This is a genomic window from Novosphingobium sp. Fuku2-ISO-50, assembly GCF_001519055.1.
GTDB lineage: Bacteria > Pseudomonadota > Alphaproteobacteria > Sphingomonadales > Sphingomonadaceae > Novosphingobium.
Genome location: NZ_KQ954286.1, coordinates 534,291 through 552,893, shown reverse-complemented (window position 1 = coordinate 552,893; position 18,603 = coordinate 534,291). Strand labels below are relative to the sequence as shown.

The window sequence follows — 18,603 nt, the reverse complement described above, 5'->3', positions numbered from 1 at the left end:
CCCTTGAACGGGGTATCAGGCCGGTGGCGGCAAAATGTTTTCGATGCCATAGACGCGAGCGGCGGTTCCGGCGAACAGCGCGCGCTTTTCGCCCGCCGAGGCGCCGGTGGAAAGGCGTTTGAACGCATTCCACAAAGTCGCGTAGTCGGCGCCCCACAGATCGACCGGATAATTGCTTTCGAACATGGCGCGTTCCGGGCCGAAGGCATCGATGCAGGTTTCGATATAGGGTCGCCACAGCGCAGCCAGAACTTGCGAACCCAGACCTTTGGCCGGTCCTTGCTCGGGCATGCCGCAGAACGCCATGGCCAGCCCGCCCAGTTTGACGCAGACATTGGGCAATTCGCCCAGCGCGCGGATTTTCGTCCGCCAGATGTCGAAACGTTCGTGCAGATGTCCGTGATAACTGGCGATGTTGAGCGGCGTACCGCAATGGTCGAGCACGATCGGTTGATCGGGAAAGGCGCGGGCGAGCGCGATCACGTCGTCTAGCTGCGGTTCGAGCACCCAGGCGTCGAATGTCAGGCCAAGCTCGCCAAGGTGCCGAAACCCCGCGCGGAACGCCTCATCGCCAAACAGCCCCTGCGGCGCATGAAACGGAGGGCCCAGCACGTCGGGATCGGCATCCCACGCGCCTGAGTGGCGAATGCCGCGAAACCGGGGCGATGCGGCGACCAATGCTTCGAGCACATCGCGTGCGCCGTCGCCGCGGGTCAGGTCGGCATGGCCGACGATCGCCGCGCAAGGGCGATAGGCGCCATAGAGCCCGCTTGCGCCTTGTGCGGCGACGCCATTGACGAATTCGACTTCGCCCACCGACTTGAGCGCGGGATCGCCGTCGCAGTTGTAGAATGCGCCGCATTCCATGAATACCGTGCCGATCACATTGTGCCCGGTGGTCACGTCGGCGTGGAGCTGGTCGAACGTGTAATAGGGCGCACGGGCGATCGCGGCGATGAACGGGTGCTGCGGCTCGGGGAAATGGGGCAGCAATTGCCGCAAGTCCCACAAGTGGTGATGCGGATCGATGATCGGCAGGTCGGGCTCGAGAATTGCTTCGGACATGGTCACTCCCGCAGTTGGCCGTTCGGCCCTGGCGGGAACTATGGCTGAAACGGCGTGGGTCGCAAGCCGCTTTAAGCGGTTGATTGAATTTGTGCGGGGAGCCCGATCGAGCCCCCCGCAATTCGGTTCAGGCGCGGACTGCGTTGGCGGCGGACAGGATCGCGCGGACGCTGGCGGTGGCGACGTCTTCGTCGATGCCGACGCCCCAGACCACTTTGCCTTCGGGCGTTACGCATTCGACATAGGCCGCTGCGCGCGCATCGCTGCCGCCGGTCAGCGCGTGTTCGGAATAGTCGCGCACATCGATGGCGATGCCAAACCCTTCGCGAAGCGTGGCGATGACCGACGAGATCAGCCCGTTGCCGCGCCCGCTGACCGACTGCACTTTGCCGTCGACCGTGATCTTGCCCGCAAAGACGCGGGTGCCGTCGCTGGCCTTGGCTTCTTCATAGTCGATCAGTTGAAAATGCTGTGGCGCGTCAAGGCGATAGGCCCGGCGGAACACGGCCCAGATGTCGTCGGCATGAAGTTCGCGGCCCAGTTCGTCGGCCAGCGCCTGCACATGGCGGCTGAAATCGGCCTGCATTTTCTTGGGCAGCTTGAGCCCCTGATCCTGTTCGAGCACCCAGGCAAAGCCGCCCTTGCCGCTTTGCGAATTGACCCGGATCACCGCTTCATAGCTGCGGCCGAGATCGGCGGGGTCGATCGGCAGATAGGGCACCGCCCAGAGCTGGTCGTTGCGGCGTTCCTGGGCGGCGAAGCCTTTCTTGATCGCGTCCTGATGGCTGCCGGAAAAGGCGGTGAAGACCAGTTCGCCGCCATAAGGATGACGTTCGGGCACGGGCAGCTGGTTGCAATATTCGACCGTCTGGATAACGTGATCGATGTCGGAAAAATCCAGTTCCGGATCAACGCCTTGCGTGTACATGTTCAAGGCGACCGTAACCAGGCAGCAGTTGCCGGTGCGCTCGCCGTTGCCGAACAGGCAGCCTTCGACGCGGTCGGCGCCGGCCATCATGCCCAGCTCCGCCGCCGCGACGCCGGTACCCCGGTCGTTGTGCGTGTGCAGGCTGATCACCGCGCGGTCACGGCCGGGCAGATTGCGGCAGAAATATTCGATCTGGTCGGCATAGATGTTTGCCGTTGCCGCCTCCACCGTCGCCGGCAGATTGAGAATGATCGGCTTTTCGACTGTCGGCTGGAGGATCTCCATCACCGCTTCGCACGCCGCGATGCTGAAATCGAGTTCGGCGGTCGAAAAGGTTTCCGGGCTATATTCGAAATGCCAGTCGGTCTGCGGAAAGCGCGCCGCCTGATCGCGCAGGAACGAGGCCCCGGCGCGGGCGATGTCGAGGATCTGCGCCTGGGACATGCCGAACACGACTTCGCGCCACAGCGGCGAGACCGCGTTGTAGACGTGAACGATCGCCTGTTTGGCGCCGGCGAGGCTTTCGAACGAGGTCTTGATCAGGTCTTCGCGCGACTGGGTCAGCACCTGGACAAAAACATCGTCGGGAATGCGCCCCTGATCGACGAGACCGCGGATGAAATCATATTCGGTCGCCCCGGCGCTGGGGAAACCGACCTCGATTTCCTTGAGCCCGACTTTGAGCAGCAAGTCGAAGAACCGCGCTTTCTTTTCGGCGTCCATCGGGTCGATCAACGACTGGTTGCCGTCGCGCATGTCGGTCGACAGCCAGCGCGGCGCCTTGGTGATGGTGCGGCTGGGCCACTGACGGTCGGTCAGCGGAACTTGCGGGAAGGGACGGTACTTGACCGAGGGATTTTTCAGCATGGACATGGGATGATGCTCTGGAACCGGAATGTTGCAAATACTGTGCCGATGCCCGCGAAACAGGGGGCTGCTAAAACGGGCTCTATCGGCACATCGATGTGGTGCAAGTCCCCTGGGCGCCGTGCGCGCCGCGAAACCGACGCGTCAGCTCACGCCCAAGGGCGGATAAGTCGCAGGGTAAGGTTCGACAAGCGCGTCATGGTCCAAGGCTATGGTCAATCGAGCGCGGATTGTCCAGAATGAAAGCAAGCCGGGGCAACGAAATTGACCCCGACGGGAAGAGGATAGTGCCCGATGAACGGTCTTGTCGAACCTTATGTCCTTGCCGTGCCCGAAACGGCGCTTGTCGATCTTTGTACGCGGATCGACGCGACGCGCTGGCCCGAGCGAGAGACCGTCGATGACTGGTCGCAAGGCGTGCCGCTGGCCGCGTTGCAGGATTTCGTGTCGACCTGGCGCCACGATTACGACTGGCGGCGGACCGAGGCGTGGATCAATGCGCAAGGGCTGTCGAGCACGGTGATCGACGGTGTGGCCATTCGCTTTCTGCATGTCCGTTCGCGTCATGAAAACGCGACACCGTTGCTTTTGACCCACGGCTGGCCGGGCTCGATTCTCGAATTTCGCGAGGTGATCCCGCGGCTGACCGATCCGCAGGATGCTGCCGATGCGTTTCATTGCGTGATCCCCTGCCTGCCCGGCTATGGGCTGTCGGGTAAACCGGACAAAGCGGGCTGGGGCGTCGAGCGGATCGCGCGGGCCTGGGGCGTGCTGATGGCGCGGCTGGGCTATGATCGCTGGTTTGCGCAAGGCGGCGACTGGGGGGCGGCGGTGACGACGCAGATCGGGCGGCAGGCCATTCCCGGCTGCGCGGGGATCCACCTCAACATGCCGATCGCGCGGCCCTTGCCCGAAGACCTCGTCGCTCCGGGGCCGGACGAACTGCGCGCCCTGGCCGCATTGCAGCACTATCAGGAATGGGATTCGGGCTATTCGACGCAGCAGCGCACTCGCCCGCAGACGGTCGGCTATGGCCTGGTCGATTCGCCGGTGGGCCTTGCGGCATGGATCTATGAAAAGATGGGGGCCTGGACCGACAATGCGGGCAAGCCCGAAGACTCGCTCAGCCGCGTCTCGATCATCGACAATCTGATGCTCTATTGGCTGACGGCGACCGGCGCGTCATCGGCGCGGCTCTATTGGGAAAGCTTTGGCAGTTTTGCCCCGCAAGACATCACCATGCCGGTGGCGTGCAGCGTGTTCCCCAGGGAAATCCTGCCCGCCCCGCGCAAATGGGTCGAACGCCACTGCACCAATCTGGTCTATTGGAACGAACTGGACAAAGGCGGCCACTTCGCCGCCTGGGAACAGCCCGAAGCTTTCGCCGACGAACTGCGCAAGGCCTTTGCCCTGATGCGTTGACAGAAAAGATGCGCTGACACAAAAAAAGCCCCTTCCCGCGAGGGAAGGGGCTCGATGGGCGTGATGCTCAGTTCTTGGTCTGGTCGACCAGCTTGTTGGCGCCGATCCAGGGCATCATGGCGCGCAGTGCAGCGCCGGTCTTTTCGATCGGGTGCGCGGCGGCGGCCTTGCGTGCGGCCTTCAGCTCGGGCTGGCCGGCGCGGTTGTCGAGCACGAAGTTCTTGACGAAGCGGCCCTGCTGAATGTCGGCCAGAACGCGCTTCATTTCCGCCTTGGTTTCGGCGGTGATCAGGCGCGGACCCGTCGTGATGTCGCCATATTCGGCGGTGTTCGAGATCGAATAGCGCATGTTGGCGATGCCGCCTTCATACATCAGGTCGACGATCAGCTTCACTTCGTGAAGGCATTCGAAATAGGCCATTTCCGGGGCATAGCCGGCTTCGACCAGCGTTTCGAACCCGGCCTGGATCAGGTGGGTCAAACCGCCGCAGAGCACGGCCTGTTCGCCGAACAGGTCGGTTTCGCATTCTTCCTTGAAATTGGTTTCGATGACGCCCGAACGACCGCCGCCAACGCCCGAGGCATAAGCGAGCGCGATGTCATGCGCATTGCCGGTGGCATCCTGCGCCACGGCGATCAGGCAGGGCACGCCGCCGCCCTTGACATATTCGCCGCGCACGGTGTGGCCCGGACCCTTGGGCGCGATCATGATCACGTCGACATCGGGGCGCGGCTCGATCAGGCCGAAATGCACGTTGAGCCCGTGGGCAAACGCCAGCGCCGCGCCGGGGCGCAGATTGGCGTGAATGTCGTCGGCATAGATCGCGGCCTGATGTTCGTCGGGCGCGAGAATCATGAGGATGTCGGCCCAGGCGGCCGCTTCTGCATTGGGCAGAACCTTGAAGCCGGCTGCTTCTGCCTTGGCGGCGCTCGCCGAACCCGGACGCAGCGCAATCGCGACGTTCTTGATGCCCGAATCGCGCAGGTTCTGGGCATGGGCATGGCCCTGGCTGCCATAGCCCACGATGGCGATCTTCTTGTCGGTGATCAGGTTGAGATCGGCGTCGGCGTCGTAATAGACCTTCATGTCGGTTCCGTTCTGCAAAAAGGGTCTGGATGAGTTTGAAAAGTTAAGGAAATCAGGCGGCTTCCTTGCCGCGGACCATGCCGACAACGCCGGTGCGGCCCACTTCGACAAGGCCGAGCTCTTTCATCAGCGCGACAAACGTGTCGATCTTGTCGGGCGACCCGGTCAGCTCGAAGACAAAGCTCGATGTCGTCGTGTCGACCACTTTGGCGCGGAAGATGTCCGCCACGCGCAGCGCTTCGACGCGGATATTGCCCGTGCCGACGACCTTGATCAGCGCCAGTTCGCGCTCGATATAGGGGCCGACTTCGGTCAGATCGACGACTTTGTGTACCGGCACCAGCCGTTCGAGCTGCGCGCGGATCTGATCGATGATCGACGGCGGGCCGTGCGTGACGATGGTGATCCGGCTCAGGTCGTGGTTGTCGGTGATGTCGGCCACGGTCAGGCTGTCGATGTTGTAGCCGCGCGCGGTGAACAGACCGGCGATCTTGGCGAGAATCCCCGCTTCGTTATCGACGGTGATGGTCAGGACGTGGCGTTCTTCGGCCTCGATGGTGGTACAGTTCATGGTGTGTGTCCCCCTCAGACCAGCGCCTTGGCGGTGTCGTCCATCGTCCCGGCAACTTCGTCGCCATAGAGGATCATGTCGGTATGCGCCGCGCCCGACGGAATCATCGGGAAGCAGTTGGCTTCCTTGACCACCAGGCAATCGACGAAGACCGGGCCGGGATGATCGATCATCGCCTGAATCCCGGCATCGAGTTCATCCATCGTGGTGATGCGAATGCCCTTCCAGCCATACGCTTCGGCCAGCTTCACGAAATCGGGCAGGCTGTCCGAATAGGAATTGGAATAGCGGCTTTCGTACGTCAGTTCCTGCCACTGGCGGACCATGCCCATCCATTCGTTGTTGAGCACGAAGACCTTGACCGGCAGGCGGTATTGCGTCGCGGTGCCCATTTCCTGAATGTTCATCTGGATCGAGGCGTCGCCGGCAATGTCGATGACCAGCGAATCGGGGCAACCGGCCTGCGCGCCGATGGCGGCAGGCAAGCCATAGCCCATCGTGCCAAGGCCCCCCGACGTCAGCCACTTGTTGGGCCCGGTGAAGTGAAAGTGCTGCGCGGCCCACATCTGGTGCTGGCCGACTTCGGTGCTGATCACCGGATCGCGGTCGCGCGTCAGCTCATACAGCCGCTCGATCGCCTTTTGCGGCATGATTTCCTGCCCGCGCGACGGATAGGAAAGGCTCTGGCGCGCGCGCCAGCCGTCGATATGGGCATACCATTCGACCTGATCGACGGCAGTGTGGCCGGTTTCGAGCCATGCCTCGATCATCTGTTCGAGCACGACCGCGCAATCGCCGACGATCGGCAGATCGACATGGACCGTCTTGTTGATCGAGGCGCGATCGATATCGACATGGATTTTCGCGCTGTTGGGCGCAAAAGCGTCGAGCCGCCCGGTGACCCGGTCGTCAAACCGAGCGCCCAGCGCGATGATCAGGTCGGCCTTGTTCATCGCCATATTGGCTTCATACGTGCCATGCATGCCGAGCATGCCGAGCCAGGCCGGATCGCCCGCCGGAAAGGCGCCGAGGCCCATCAGCGTCGAAGTCACCGGCGCGCCGGTCAGCTTCTGAAATTCGCGCAAGGCACGGCTGGCTGCGGGGCCGGCGTTGATGATCCCGCCACCGGTATAGAAAATCGGGCGTTCAGCAGCGGCGATCATCGCGACGGCTTGCGCAATGTCGGCCGATGCGGCGGTGGTCTGCGGGGCATAACGCGTGCGGCGCTGCGGCGGGCGACCGTTCCAGTGCGCGAGGCCGATCTGCACGTCCTTGGGAATGTCGATGACGACCGGGCCGGGGCGACCGGCGGTAGCGATATGAAACGCCTCGTCGACGATCCCGGCGAGATCCGCCGGATCTTTCACCAGATAGTTGTGCTTGGTGCAATGGCGGGTCAGGCCGACGGTATCGGCCTCCTGAAACGCGTCGGTGCCGATCAGGGCGGTGGGAACCTGCCCGGTGATGACGACGAGCGGGATCGAATCCATGAACGCATCGGCAATCCCGGTGACCGCATTGGTCGCGCCCGGGCCCGACGTCACCAGCACGACGCCGGGCTTGCCGGTCGCGCGCGCATAGCCTTCGGCCGCATGCGCCGCGCCGGCTTCGTGACGGACGAGGATATGGCGGATGCGTTCTTCGCCGAACAGCGCGTCATAGATCGGCAGCACTGCGCCGCCGGGATAGCCGAACACGAATTCGACTCCCTTGGCGACCAGACTTTCGACCAGGATTTCCGCGCCGCTGCGCTCGGTGTTCACAGGTTTATTCCCCAATTTGGCGGAAATGCGGGCCGATAGACCCATCCGCCGATGAAAAACAGCAAAAAAGCCCGGTGTCGCCACCGGGGCCCCTGCCGATTGTGCGCCCTGCGAGTGCCCGGGCGGAGCGAGATCAAATATTTCGGCCCGGCCGCATGGTCATGCGTGCCGGGCCGTCTCTCCCTCCTCGGGCACCCGGATTTCCGCAAAACAAGGGAAACCCAGGCAATTGACGGCCTGCTACTTGACATAATCAGTCATGTCAAGCGGCTATTATTGAAATAATCCTGCTATATCGGCCTTGTCAATGTAATTTTCAATCGCAAGCCGAGGCCAGGTGGCGGGCATCTGGTGCCGCAGCCAGGTATATTGCCGCTTGGCATAGTTGCGCGTGGCTTGTTGCCCCGAGCCGATGGCCGATTCGGCGTCCATGTCGCCCGACAGAAATGCGGCAATTTCGCGCACTCCGATTGCGCGCATCACCGGCAGCTCCGGATCGAGCCGCCGCGCCAAAAGCGCGCGCACTTCCTCGATTGCGCCGTGCTGCCACATCGCGGCAAAGCGCCGGTCGCACCGCTCGTAGAGCCAGGGCCGATCCGGCATCAGCACGACCGCCGACACGCGAACCGCATCGCCGATCCCGCCCTCGCGCTCGGCCTGCCAGTCCGCCAGCGGACGCCCGGTGGATCGCACCACTTCGAGCGCGCGCGCGATCCGCGTGATGTCCGCCGGGGCCAGCCTGGCCGCGCGTTCGGGGTCTTCGCGCGATAGCGCCGCCCAGGCTTGCGCGACGGGCAGGGCGCGGACTTGTGCGCGAATGTCGGGATCGATCGGCGGGATCGGGGCAATGCCGTCGAGCAGCGTGCGGATATAGAGCCCGGTCCCGCCGACCAGGATCGGCAAGGCGCCTGCCTCATGCGCGCGGGCGATTTCGGTGCGCGCGGCGGCGGCCCAATCGGCGGCGGAGCAGGCTTGCGCACCGTCCCACGCGCCGAACAGGCGATGGGAGACGCCGCGCATCTCGTCGGGTTCGGGACGCGCGCTCAGGATGGCGAGGTCGGCATAGACTTGTGCGCTGTCGGCATTGATGACGACCGCGCTGCGCCCGGCGGCTTGTTCGGCAAGCGCGAGGCGCACGGCAAGATCGCTCTTGCCGCTGGCGGTCGGCCCTGCAATGAGCGCGAGGCTTGGCTGATGCCGATTGTCATTCGAGGAATTGCTGGTGCTCATAGCCCGCCTGATAGCAGACACAGAAACGCTTGGAGACCGGCTTGCGGTCGCTATGGAAGAAATCGAGGAAACCGGCGCCGAAGTCGTCGGCGCGGGAATGCTCGATTCGAATCCCGATGTGCTCGAACTCGAAGTCGACGAATGCGACGCGGCGACGTTGCGCCGGGTGCTCGATGCGCATTTCCCCGATGCCGACTTGTTGATTGCCGATGCGCCGATCACGCTGCCCGGCCTGTTTGTGTCGGACATGGATTCGACCATGATCGGACAGGAATGCATCGACGAACTGGCCGATTTCGCGGGGCTCAAGGCGCATATCGCGGCGATTACCGAGCGCGCGATGCAGGGCGAACTCGATTTTGCCGCTGCGCTGCGCGAACGCGTCGGCTTGCTCAAGGGATTGTCGGCAGCGACGATCGAACAGTGCCTCGACGAACGCATCCGGCCGATGGACGGCGCTGCGACTCTGGTGCGCACGTTGAAGGCGCATGGTGCGCATTGCGTGCTGGTGACCGGCGGATTTCATGCCTTTGCCGATACCGTTGCCGCAGCGCTCGGCTTTGACCGCGTGGTGGGCAACCGGCTGGCGGTCGAAGATGGCGTGCTGACCGGGCATGTGATCGGCGATATCGTCGACAGCACGGTCAAGCGCGCGGTGCTGGTCGAGGAAGCGGAACGATTGGGCGAGGGTGTGGTCAGCCTGGCCACCGGCGATGGCGCCAACGACATTCCGATGATTCGCGCTGCGACTCACGGCATTGCCTATCGCGCCAAGCCCAAAGCGCGCGAAGCCGCCACCGGGCGCATCGATCGCGGCGATCTGACCGCGATTCTCGACCTTTACGGTATCCCGCGCGAACGCTGGGTGACGCATTGACGCTTTATTTACATCGATGTTAGTATGAGGGCCGGAAAAAAGAGGGTGACTTCCGGCCATGACTGCGATTCCGTTCTCTGTCGAAACCGACCTGCCGATCTATGACGAGCGCCGCCCGGTCTTGCATACGCGTCCGGGCAAGGCGCTCCATCACTTTCGCGAACTGCTCAAGGACAAGGAGCGGACCGAGGAAGTGTTCCGGATTTTCGAAGCGCTGCCCTGGCGCGGGATGCGCGCGGCGGGCACGCGCCTGTTACGCAGCGAACGCGGGCAGGCGTTGCGCGCGCGCGAACCGTTTCTTCCGGCGATCCTTGATGATCACGCCGCGCTGCGCCGCATGGCGCCGGGCTCGCTGGCGCATGCCTATTGCGATTTCATGGAAAGCGAAGGGCTGACCGCGCAAGGGCTGGTCGACGAATTCGCCAAGTTCGCCAAGGACAAGCCGAAGTTCGATGATCAGTTCGCGTGGTATCTCAACCGTCTGCGCGATGTGCATGATCTGCTTCACGTGCTGACGGGGTATGGCCGCGATTCGCTGGGCGAGGCTTGCGTGCTGGCTTTTACCTACAGCCAGCAGCCGAGCCCCGGCCACTTGTTCATCGGCTATATGGCCGCGCTCAATATCAAGAAGACGGCGAAAAGCGACGCGCCCGTGCTGCGGGCGGTTCGCGAAGGGCAAAGGCTGGGCAAGGCCTGTCCGCGGCTGTGCGAGCAGGCGATCACCGAGTTGCTGCCGCTGCCGCTCGACGAAGTGCGCCGCCGGTTGCACATCACCCCGGCGCGCCATTATCACCGCGCGCATGCCATTTGGCGGTCAATGGGCATCGATCCCTATGATCTGCTCGGCAAGGCGCCGACGACGCAAGGCCAAGCGCTGACCGCGTGATTTCCTGCCCCGTCGCAGGGATGGCAATTACACATCGGGTCATCGAACCTGTGCCGTCCGCACGCGCGGTATTCGGGTTGCAGCGGAAGCCCGGCCGCGCATTGAGATATATTACTGTTTTTTCAGAAGCATACGCTTGTCCAGAGCTTGTCGAAGGACGCGCGCGACGGTTGGTCAGGTGACGAGGTAAGTGCGCCGCGCAGGCCTCGGTGCGCGTCCTTTGGCAAGCTCTGGACGAGCGGACCTATTTGATAACCATGCATAAAATATGCGCAATTGAGATATGTGAAGCAGGTAGCCCCATACGGGGATGGGCTTTTGTCGGTCAGGCTTCCATCCAGTCGCGGAAGAACGCTTCGTTGCGCTCTTTCAGCGTCGCGATCGGGACTGCAAAGCCGGGGCCCTTGAGCGTGTCGCCGCCGGTCGTGCCGATGCGGCGCACGGCAACGCCCGGTGCCGAAAGCGCGGCATCGGCGGGGGTGGTCACCACATAGCGGCTCTGATCTTCGCCGAATGCGCTTGCCGCATCGGCCAGGGCATCGATGGTGCAGCCGATGCCGCCGGCCATCGCCATTTCGGCAAGCGCGACGAGCAGGCCGCCGTCCGACACATCATGCACCGCGCTGACGCGGCCATCGGCAATCAGTTCCCGCACGAATTCGCCGTTGCGGCGTTCTTCGATCAGATCGACCGGCGGGGGAGCGCCGGCTTCCTGCCCATGAAGTTCGCGCGCATAGAGCGACTGGCCGAGATGGCCGCCGCTTTCCGGCCCGCCGATCAGCCAGATCGCGTGGCCTTCGCCCTTGAAGCGGATCGTCGCCATGGTCTCGTAATCGAGCATCAGCCCGACGCCGCCGATGGCCGGGGTGGGCAGGATCGCACTGCCGCCGCCGGTCGCCTTGGATTCGTTGTACAGCGAGACATTGCCCGACACGATCGGGTAATCGAGCGCGCGGCACGCATCGCCCATGCCGTTCAGCGCCTCGACGATCTGCGCCATGATTTCGGGCCGCTGCGGATTGGCGAAATTGAGGCAATTGGTGATCGCCAGCGGCGTTGCGCCGACCGCGCAGAGATTGCGCCAGGTTTCCGCGACCGCCTGCTTGCCGCCTTCATAAGGATCGGCATAGCAATAGCGCGGGGTGCAATCGGTGGTGATCGCCAGCGCCTTGGCGCTGTCGTGCACGCGCACGACGGCCGCATCGCCGCCCGATTTCTGCAACGTGTCGGCGCCGACCTGGCTGTCATATTGTTCCCAGATCCAGCGACGGCTGGCAAGATCGGGACAGCCGATCAGCGTAATCAGATCGGCCCCGAGATCGCCGCTTTCGGGCAGATCGCCGAGCGCCGGAACCGCCGCCCAGGCCTTGTAATCGGCCAGCGAAAGGTGTGGGCGGTCATAGAGCGGGGCTTCGTCGGCAAGCGGGTCGAGCGGGATGTCGCAAACGACCTCGCCGTTCCATTCCAGCACCATGTGCCCGGTATCAGTCACTTCGCCGATCACTGCGAAATCGAGCTCCCACTTGCGGAAAATCGCTTCGGCCATCGGCTCCTTGCCGGGCTTCAGCACCATGAGCATGCGCTCCTGGCTTTCCGACAGCATCATTTCATACGGCGTCATGCCTTCTTCGCGGCACGGCACCATGTTCATGTCGAGCCGGATCCCGGCGCCGCCCTTGCTGGCCATTTCGACCGAGCTCGATGTCAGCCCCGCCGCGCCCATGTCCTGAATCGCGACGATCGCATCGGTCGCCATCAATTCGAGGCAGGCCTCGATCAGCAGCTTTTCGGTGAACGCATCGCCGACTTGCACGGTCGGGCGCTTTTCGTCGCTCTTGTCGTCGAAATCGGCGCTGGCCATGGTCGCGCCGTGGATGCCGTCGCGCCCGGTCTTCGATCCGACATAGACGATCGGATTGCCGAGGCCCGTCGCCGCCGAATAGAAAATGCGATCCTGATCGGCGACGCCCACGGTCATCGCGTTGACCAGGATGTTGCCGTCATAGGCCTTGTGAAAATTGGTCTCGCCGCCGACCGTGGGCACGCCGACGCAATTGCCGTAGCCGCCGATTCCCGCGACCACGCCTTTTACCAGATGCTTCATCTTCGGATGATCGGGGCGGCCAAAGCGCAGCGCGTTCAGGTTGGCAACGGGCCGCGCGCCCATCGTGAACACATCGCGCAAGATGCCGCCGACCCCGGTCGCCGCGCCCTGATAGGGCTCGATATAGCTCGGGTGGTTGTGGCTCTCCATCTTGAAGATCGCCGCCTGTCCGTCGCCGATGTCGATCACCCCCGCGTTTTCGCCCGGGCCGCAGATCACCCAGGGGGCGCTCGTCGGCAGCTTTTTGAGATGGAGACGGCTCGACTTGTACGAGCAGTGTTCCGACCACATGACCGAAAAGATGCCCAGTTCGACCAGATTGGGCTCTCGCCCCAGCGCGTGAAGCACACGGGCGTATTCGTCCTCGGTAAACCCGTGGGCGGCGACGGTCTCGGCGGTGATGGCGCTTTGTTGTGCAGACATGCGCGGGGCTCTAGACCATGGCGCGGCAAAGTTGCACCCCGTTTTTTACGCGCGAATGCGCCGGGTCGCACCGACGAGTGCCGTCGCCAGGATCACCATGGCATAAGCGAACAGCGCCAGGCCCTGTTGCCCCGCTTCGACCCGGGTGGTGCGCGCGCCGAACCAGTCGATCGCCTGAAACACTGCGAGCTCGGCAATCAGCAGCCCGAGCGCCGGCAAGGCCCAGCGCGAAATGGCCTGCGTGCGCCGGATATAGAACGCCAGCGAGCCAAACGTGATCGCCAGTTCCAGCGGTTTTTCAAGCCATGGGGCATTCCACAGGCCAAGCCCGAGCAGCGGCGGGCGGCCCGCCAGCGTCAGATCGGGGCGATGGACGAGGAGATCGAGCAGCCAGTGCGATACCACCAGCGCGGCAACGATCGCCGCCATGGCCCGGTTGCGCCAGACCGCCAGCGTCACGAGCCCCAGCGCCAGCCCCCAGCATGCCGCGCCCACCAGACTGTGCGTATAGGGCATGTCGTAAAGATCGAGCCAGTTGGACGCTGTGGCCCCGGCGATCAGGCGATAATGTTCGATTCCCATGAGGGCAAAGCTGAAAAAGGCAAGGTCGATCGCTTGCGTCGCCACGGCGCCCAGCCACAGCGGCGGGCCCTGGCGCGTTCCCGAGGCCAGAAAGGCCGGTGCATAATGTCCGATGAACATGGTGTCCTCCCCCTGGCCGTTTCCGCTCTCGCCGAATCAGCCTGTTGCGCGCTGCCGTGCGATTGTGCCCGGCGACAGGCTTGACCAGCCCCGCGCGGGCCGTCAATTGTCGCTGTGATGACCAGCCAGACCGAGATCGCCGCGCTATCCTTCGAAGAAGCGCTCAAAGCCCTTGAGGATGTCGTGCGACGCCTTGAAAGCGGCGAGGCGCCGCTCGACGAATCGATTGCGCTCTATGCCCGCGGCGATGCCTTGCGCGCGCATTGCCAGGCGCGGCTCGATGCGGCGCAAGCGCGAATCGAGGCGATCGTGGCCGACCGGGATGGCCGCGCCGCAGCGACCAGGCCGTTCGACGAAGCTCCGGCTTGAACGCGATGACGCTCGGCGAAGGGCCCGAACCGCTTTTGGCCGACGCGCTTGTGCGCATCGCGCGCGAAGTCGATGTCTGTTTCGACACGCTGTTGCCGGTTCCGGGCGACGCGCGCGATCGGCTCTATCAGGCGATGCGCTATGCCGCGATCGGCGGGGGGAAGCGGTTGCGCCCCTTGCTGGTGATGGCGGTGGCGGGATTGTTCGGGGTCGACCGCCATATCGCGATTCGCGTCGGTTGTGCGATCGAGGCGATCCACGTCTATTCGCTGATCCATGATGACCTGCCGTGCATGGATGATGACGCGCTGCGCCATGGCAAGCCGACGGTGCATGTTGCCTTCGACGAGGCGACGGCTGTGCTTGCGGGCGATGCGCTCCATGCGCTGGCGTTCGAGATTCTTGCCGATCCGGCGCTGATCGGCGATCCGTTTACCCGCATCGAGCTCGTGCGCACGCTGGCCACGGCAAGCGGGGCGGCGGGCATGGCCGGCGGGCAGATGATGGACATGGTCGCCGAAACGACATCGTTCGACCTTGCCACCGTAACCCGCCTGCAACAGCTCAAGACCGGGGCACTGCTGAGCGCGGCGGTCGAAATGGGCGCGATTCTGGGGCGGCTGTCGGCGGAAGGGCGGTCGCATTTGCGCGGCTATGCGCGTGACATCGGGCTGGCGTTTCAGATTATCGACGACCTGATCGATACCGAAGGCGACGAGGCGGCGGCGGGCAAGGCGCTGCGCAAGGACGAGGCCGCCGGCAAACAGACCTTCGTGTCGTTGCTTGGCCCCGATCGCGCCCGCGCGCAGGCGCACATGCTGGTCGATCAGGCGATCGGCTATCTCGGATCGCATGGCGAAGAGGCCGATCTGTTGCGCGCGATCGCGCGGTTCATCGTCGAGCGCGATCGCTAGACAATTTTTTTGGCCGTCACCGGAATGGAGAGGATTTCACGTGGCAGGACATAAGGAACGGATCGGGGTCTATCCCGGCACATTCGATCCGATCACGCGCGGGCATCTGGATATTATCCGGCGCGGGGCAAAGCTGGTCGATCGCCTGATCATCGGGGTGACGACCAATATGTCGAAAAACCCGATGTTCAGCCCCGACGAGCGTATTGCCATGGTCCGGCGCGAAGTGTCCGAACAGGGCATCGCCAATGTCGATGTCACCGGATTCAACGCGCTGTTGATGAAATTTGCCGAGCATCAGGGCGCCAACGTGATCGTGCGGGGCCTGCGCGCGGTCGCGGATTTCGAATACGAATATCAGATGGCGGGGATGAACCAGCAGCTCAACAACCGGATCGAGACGGTGTTTCTGATGGCCGATGTCAGCCTGCAGCCGATCGCATCGAAACTGGTCAAGGAAATCGCGATGTTTGGTGGCGACATCACCCAGTTCGTATCCCCGTCTGTGCGCGATGAAGTCGTGGCGCGGGTCGAGGCGCAAGGGCGGCTGGGCGATTATTGAACGGCGCCAGCCCGGCGCTGCCGTCAAAATCCGCTCTTTCGCCGATTTTGATCAAGAATTGTTCATTGCAGGCTCAGCCCGGCTCGCCTATCCGCGAGGCACAACTTTCGACAGGATGGTCCTTGATGCGTTTTCGCGTGCTCGCCTCTTTTGTGTCCGGCGCCGTGATGGCCGCCGCGCTCGTGGCCGCGCCGGCTTTTGCCCAGCAGAAGAGTGCCAAGGATGAGGTGAAGCCGTTCAAGGTCGACCGCGTCGTTTCGTCGAACGCGATCCAGTATGCGATCGATCCTGATGAAAGCCATGATCCCGAAAACGTCCTGGTGCTTTATCTGTCGAATGGCGGGCGCATCGCGATCCGGCTGATGCCGCAATGGGCGCCGCACCATATCGAGCGGATCAAGACGCTGGTGCGTCAGGGTTTTTATGACGGGATCATCTTCCACCGGGTGATCGACGGATTCATGGCACAGACCGGCGATCCGACCGGCACGGGCCAGGGCGGGTCAAAGCTGCCCGATCTCGCCGCCGAATTCAACGATGTGCCCCATGGCCGGGGCACTGTGTCGATGGCGCGCACCGACGATCCCAATTCGGCCAACAGCCAGTTCTTCATCGTCTTTTATCCGCGCTCGGCGCTCGACCGGAAATATACCAATTTCGGGCGGGTGATTTCGGGCATGTCCACGGCGGACAGCATCGCGCGCGGCGAACCGCCCGCGCACCCGACGCGCATCATTCAGGCCTCGATCGCCGCCGACAACAAGCCGGCACCGCCGCCGCAGGCCGCAACGCCTGCGCCGACTTCGATCACCGCCGACATGCTCAACCATTCCAAGGCGCATTGAGCCGCATGATGCCGGTGCCTGCCGATGCGGGTTGATCTGTTCGATTTCGATCTGCCGACGGACCGCATTGCGTTGCGCCCGGCACGGCCGCGCGATTCTGCGCGGCTGTTGCATGTCGCAGGCGAGGGGCCTTTCGATGATCGCCGGGTCAGCGACTTGCCGCAGTTGCTGCGCAAGGGCGACGTGCTGGTGTTCAACGACACGCGCGTCATCCCGGCGCAGCTCGAAGGTCGGCGCGGCGAGGCGCGGATCGGCGCGACGCTGCACAAGCGGATAGACTTGCGGCGCTGGCAGGCGTTTGTCCGCAATGCCAAGCGCCTGCATCCCGGCGATGTGATCGCATTTGGCGCCGATGTCACCGCGCTGGCCGAAACGCGCCACGATGACGGCAGCTGGACCCTCGCCTTTGCCGGGAATGAACCGGTCGAAGTCCTGCTCGAACGTGCCGGGCGCATGCCCTTGCCGCCCTATATCGCGGGCAAGCGGGCAACCGACGAGGCCGACCGCAGCGATTATCAGACGATGTTTGCCGCGCGCGACGGGGCGGTCGCCGCGCCGACCGCCGCGCTCCATTTCACGCCGGGCCTGCTTGCTGCCCTGGCCGAGGCCGGGATCGGGCATGAAACGCTGACGCTCCATGTCGGCGCGGGGACATTCCTGCCGGTCAAGGCCGACGATACGCAATCCCACGCGATGCATGCCGAATGGGGCCGGATCGAGCCCGACACAGCCGACCGGCTCAACGCGGCGCGGGGGCAGGGCGGGCGGATCATCGCGGTCGGCACGACCAGCCTGCGCCTGCTCGAAAGCGCGACCGGCGAAGATGGGGTGATCCGGCCCTTTGCGGGCGACACCTCGATTTTCATCACGCCGGGCTATCGCTTCCGCGCGATCGATGGGTTGATGACCAATTTCCATCTGCCGCGTTCGACGCTGTTCATGCTGGTCAGCGCGCTGATGGGGCTGGAGCGGATGCAGGCGGTCTATGCCCATGCCATCGCCGACCACTACCGCTTTTACAGCTATGGCGATGCCAGCTTGCTGTTGCCGAACGGATAAGGCGGTATTGGCTTGAGCTGTCTCCACCAGCCCTTCTGTCGTTTCTTCCCGATTGAATTGATGTTGGGTCAGGCCAATTGGATAGACGCTGCATTGAAGAATAGCACTGAGTCGCGCATATAAGGTTCATGTCTATATCAGCGAAATGCGGTCAGTTGGCAGAATACTGGGATTTGGTTCCCGCAATCCTTGGTGGTGTGATCGGCGCATTGGCTGGGGGTATCCCCGCTTGGCTGTTGGCCAAACGTCAATCGGATGAGACACTTAGTCGGGATGCAACGCAGCGCATCGATGACCAAAAGGCACGTGCATTTTCAACAGCTGTGAAGCTAATTTACATTATAAACAGCACTATAGGTCTAAGAATCCACGTTAAATCTTGTATGGCAGTTCGCGAGGATCCGAGCCGAGCTCACATGGACCCATGGCAGGTGTTGATTCCGATGATTGGAGAGACTGACGAAGGTGCCATTCGCTTTACTGCTGACGAAATGGCCGTCTTTGCGGCTGCAGGCGAATTTGATTTTATGCAGGATATGATGCTTCTGGCGGTCCGGCATGCGTCATCGTCGGCGGCATTCCAAGAATATTGCATGATGCGAAGCGAGTTTCTTCGCGTTGGCCCAAAGCCCGTGGCTTTCGATGGTCAGATAGGTTCGACAACACTTACACCGGAAGAGGCTGTCAGTTTTTTGCCGTATACGATCCCTTTAAACAATGTCGCGTTGGGTTTGGATGCGAGGCTAGACGAAGATGTTCGACTATCAAGATCGGTTGCGGCCAAGTTTGGCCCAGTGACCAAGAAATATTTTAAGGTTGAGCAATTCGCTTCGCTAACTTTTCCAACCGACGAAGAGCTTTCTGCGATGATGAAACCGCTCAATCCGACTGAATGACTTTCTGGAACTTGGTATATGAATTGATTCTGT

At 63.0% G+C, this 18,603-nt stretch carries 17 protein-coding genes; 9 read left to right on the top strand and 8 right to left on the bottom strand.

Annotated elements, in window-relative coordinates; translation table 11 throughout:
- Window positions 1-15 precede the first annotated feature (15 nt).
- Both AQZ50_RS05340 and leuA read right to left on the bottom strand, forming a co-directional pair.
- Window positions 16-1,065 (bottom strand): amidohydrolase family protein, encoded by a 1,050-nt coding sequence (locus tag AQZ50_RS05340; RefSeq protein WP_067743539.1) that lies wholly within the window; start codon window positions 1,063-1,065, stop codon window positions 16-18.
- A gap of 127 nt (window positions 1,066-1,192) precedes the next feature.
- Window positions 1,193-2,866, bottom strand: a complete 1,674-nt coding sequence (gene leuA, locus AQZ50_RS05335; protein ID WP_067743536.1) for a 2-isopropylmalate synthase — start codon at window positions 2,864-2,866, stop codon at window positions 1,193-1,195.
- A 288-nt stretch (window positions 2,867-3,154) separates the two neighbouring features.
- Here leuA and AQZ50_RS05330 point away from each other — a divergent pair, with 288 nt between their 5' ends.
- Window positions 3,155-4,282 (top strand): epoxide hydrolase family protein, encoded by a 1,128-nt coding sequence (locus tag AQZ50_RS05330; protein ID WP_067743531.1) that lies wholly within the window; start codon window positions 3,155-3,157, stop codon window positions 4,280-4,282.
- A 67-nt stretch (window positions 4,283-4,349) separates the two neighbouring features.
- Here AQZ50_RS05330 and ilvC read toward each other — a convergent pair whose 3' ends face one another.
- From ilvC to miaA, 4 genes are all read right to left on the bottom strand, one after another.
- Window positions 4,350-5,369, bottom strand: a complete 1,020-nt coding sequence (ilvC, locus tag AQZ50_RS05325; protein WP_067743528.1) for a ketol-acid reductoisomerase — start codon at window positions 5,367-5,369, stop codon at window positions 4,350-4,352.
- Between the two features lie 52 nt (window positions 5,370-5,421).
- Complete coding sequence (gene ilvN / locus AQZ50_RS05320) at window positions 5,422-5,940, bottom strand: acetolactate synthase small subunit (RefSeq protein WP_067743525.1); 519 nt, start codon at window positions 5,938-5,940, stop codon at window positions 5,422-5,424.
- A gap of 14 nt (window positions 5,941-5,954) precedes the next feature.
- Window positions 5,955-7,703 (bottom strand): biosynthetic-type acetolactate synthase large subunit, encoded by a 1,749-nt coding sequence (gene ilvB / locus AQZ50_RS05315; protein ID WP_067743522.1) that lies wholly within the window; start codon window positions 7,701-7,703, stop codon window positions 5,955-5,957.
- Between the two features lie 273 nt (window positions 7,704-7,976).
- Entirely contained in the window at window positions 7,977-8,933 is a 957-nt protein-coding gene (gene miaA, locus AQZ50_RS05310) for a tRNA (adenosine(37)-N6)-dimethylallyltransferase MiaA (RefSeq protein WP_067743518.1), read from the bottom strand.
- Here miaA and serB point away from each other — a divergent pair.
- Entirely contained in the window at window positions 8,926-9,810 is an 885-nt protein-coding gene (gene serB / locus AQZ50_RS05305; RefSeq protein ID WP_067743929.1) for a phosphoserine phosphatase SerB, read from the top strand. The two genes, miaA and serB, sit on opposite strands and share 8 nt — an antisense overlap.
- A 58-nt stretch (window positions 9,811-9,868) precedes the next feature.
- Window positions 9,869-10,696 (top strand): Coq4 family protein, encoded by an 828-nt coding sequence (locus AQZ50_RS05300; RefSeq protein ID WP_067743515.1) that lies wholly within the window; start codon window positions 9,869-9,871, stop codon window positions 10,694-10,696.
- A gap of 325 nt (window positions 10,697-11,021) precedes the next feature.
- Here the strand turns inward: AQZ50_RS05300 and purL are convergent, their stop codons facing one another.
- A complete protein-coding gene (gene purL, locus AQZ50_RS05295) occupies window positions 11,022-13,223 on the bottom strand; it encodes a phosphoribosylformylglycinamidine synthase subunit PurL (protein ID WP_067743513.1) in 2,202 nt (733 codons plus the stop codon).
- A 45-nt stretch (window positions 13,224-13,268) separates the two neighbouring features.
- On the bottom strand, window positions 13,269-13,925 hold the full coding sequence (locus AQZ50_RS05290) for a hypothetical protein (RefSeq protein WP_067743511.1): 657 nt from the start codon (window positions 13,923-13,925) through the stop codon (window positions 13,269-13,271).
- 117 nt (window positions 13,926-14,042) lie between these two features.
- Between AQZ50_RS05290 and AQZ50_RS05285 the strand changes: the two genes are divergently transcribed.
- The 6 genes from AQZ50_RS05285 to AQZ50_RS20340 all read left to right on the top strand — a co-directional run bounded on the left by AQZ50_RS05285 (window position 14,043) and on the right by AQZ50_RS20340 (window position 18,570).
- A complete protein-coding gene (locus AQZ50_RS05285) occupies window positions 14,043-14,294 on the top strand; it encodes an exodeoxyribonuclease VII small subunit (protein ID WP_067743506.1) in 252 nt (83 codons plus the stop codon).
- 5 nt (window positions 14,295-14,299) lie between these two features.
- Complete coding sequence (locus AQZ50_RS05280) at window positions 14,300-15,208, top strand: polyprenyl synthetase family protein (RefSeq protein ID WP_067743503.1); 909 nt, start codon at window positions 14,300-14,302, stop codon at window positions 15,206-15,208.
- 40 nt (window positions 15,209-15,248) lie between these two features.
- A complete protein-coding gene (coaD, locus tag AQZ50_RS05275; protein WP_067743499.1) occupies window positions 15,249-15,770 on the top strand; it encodes a pantetheine-phosphate adenylyltransferase in 522 nt (173 codons plus the stop codon).
- Between the two features lie 125 nt (window positions 15,771-15,895).
- Window positions 15,896-16,615 carry a peptidylprolyl isomerase gene (locus AQZ50_RS05270; RefSeq protein ID WP_067743497.1) on the top strand — a complete coding sequence of 240 codons (720 nt, stop codon included), beginning with the start codon at window positions 15,896-15,898 and terminating at the stop codon, window positions 16,613-16,615.
- A 24-nt stretch (window positions 16,616-16,639) separates the two neighbouring features.
- On the top strand, window positions 16,640-17,674 hold the full coding sequence (queA, locus tag AQZ50_RS05265) for a tRNA preQ1(34) S-adenosylmethionine ribosyltransferase-isomerase QueA (protein WP_067743495.1): 1,035 nt from the start codon (window positions 16,640-16,642) through the stop codon (window positions 17,672-17,674).
- Between the two features lie 128 nt (window positions 17,675-17,802).
- Entirely contained in the window at window positions 17,803-18,570 is a 768-nt protein-coding gene (locus AQZ50_RS20340; protein WP_231730119.1) for a hypothetical protein, read from the top strand.
- Window positions 18,571-18,603 lie beyond the last annotated feature (33 nt).

Bases quoted from the DNA above. Each gene is read 5' to 3' on its own strand.
- leuA (WP_067743536.1), bottom strand. From the start codon at position 2,866: ATGTCCATGCTGAAAAATCCCTCGGTCAAGTACCGTCCCTTCCCGCAA.
- AQZ50_RS20340 (WP_231730119.1), top strand. From the start codon at position 17,803: ATGTCTATATCAGCGAAATGCGGTCAGTTGGCAGAATACTGGGATTTG.
- miaA (WP_067743518.1), bottom strand. From the start codon at position 8,933: ATGAGCACCAGCAATTCCTCGAATGACAATCGGCATCAGCCAAGCCTC.
- queA (WP_067743495.1), top strand. From the start codon at position 16,640: ATGCGGGTTGATCTGTTCGATTTCGATCTGCCGACGGACCGCATTGCG.
- AQZ50_RS05340 (WP_067743539.1), bottom strand. From the start codon at position 1,065: ATGTCCGAAGCAATTCTCGAGCCCGACCTGCCGATCATCGATCCGCAT.
- AQZ50_RS05270 (WP_067743497.1), top strand. From the start codon at position 15,896: ATGCGTTTTCGCGTGCTCGCCTCTTTTGTGTCCGGCGCCGTGATGGCC.
- AQZ50_RS05300 (WP_067743515.1), top strand. From the start codon at position 9,869: ATGACTGCGATTCCGTTCTCTGTCGAAACCGACCTGCCGATCTATGAC.
- AQZ50_RS05330 (WP_067743531.1), top strand. From the start codon at position 3,155: ATGAACGGTCTTGTCGAACCTTATGTCCTTGCCGTGCCCGAAACGGCG.
- purL (WP_067743513.1), bottom strand. From the start codon at position 13,223: ATGTCTGCACAACAAAGCGCCATCACCGCCGAGACCGTCGCCGCCCAC.
- ilvC (WP_067743528.1), bottom strand. From the start codon at position 5,369: ATGAAGGTCTATTACGACGCCGACGCCGATCTCAACCTGATCACCGAC.
- AQZ50_RS05280 (WP_067743503.1), top strand. From the start codon at position 14,300: ATGACGCTCGGCGAAGGGCCCGAACCGCTTTTGGCCGACGCGCTTGTG.
- ilvN (WP_067743525.1), bottom strand. From the start codon at position 5,940: ATGAACTGTACCACCATCGAGGCCGAAGAACGCCACGTCCTGACCATC.
- AQZ50_RS05285 (WP_067743506.1), top strand. From the start codon at position 14,043: ATGACCAGCCAGACCGAGATCGCCGCGCTATCCTTCGAAGAAGCGCTC.
- AQZ50_RS05290 (WP_067743511.1), bottom strand. From the start codon at position 13,925: ATGTTCATCGGACATTATGCACCGGCCTTTCTGGCCTCGGGAACGCGC.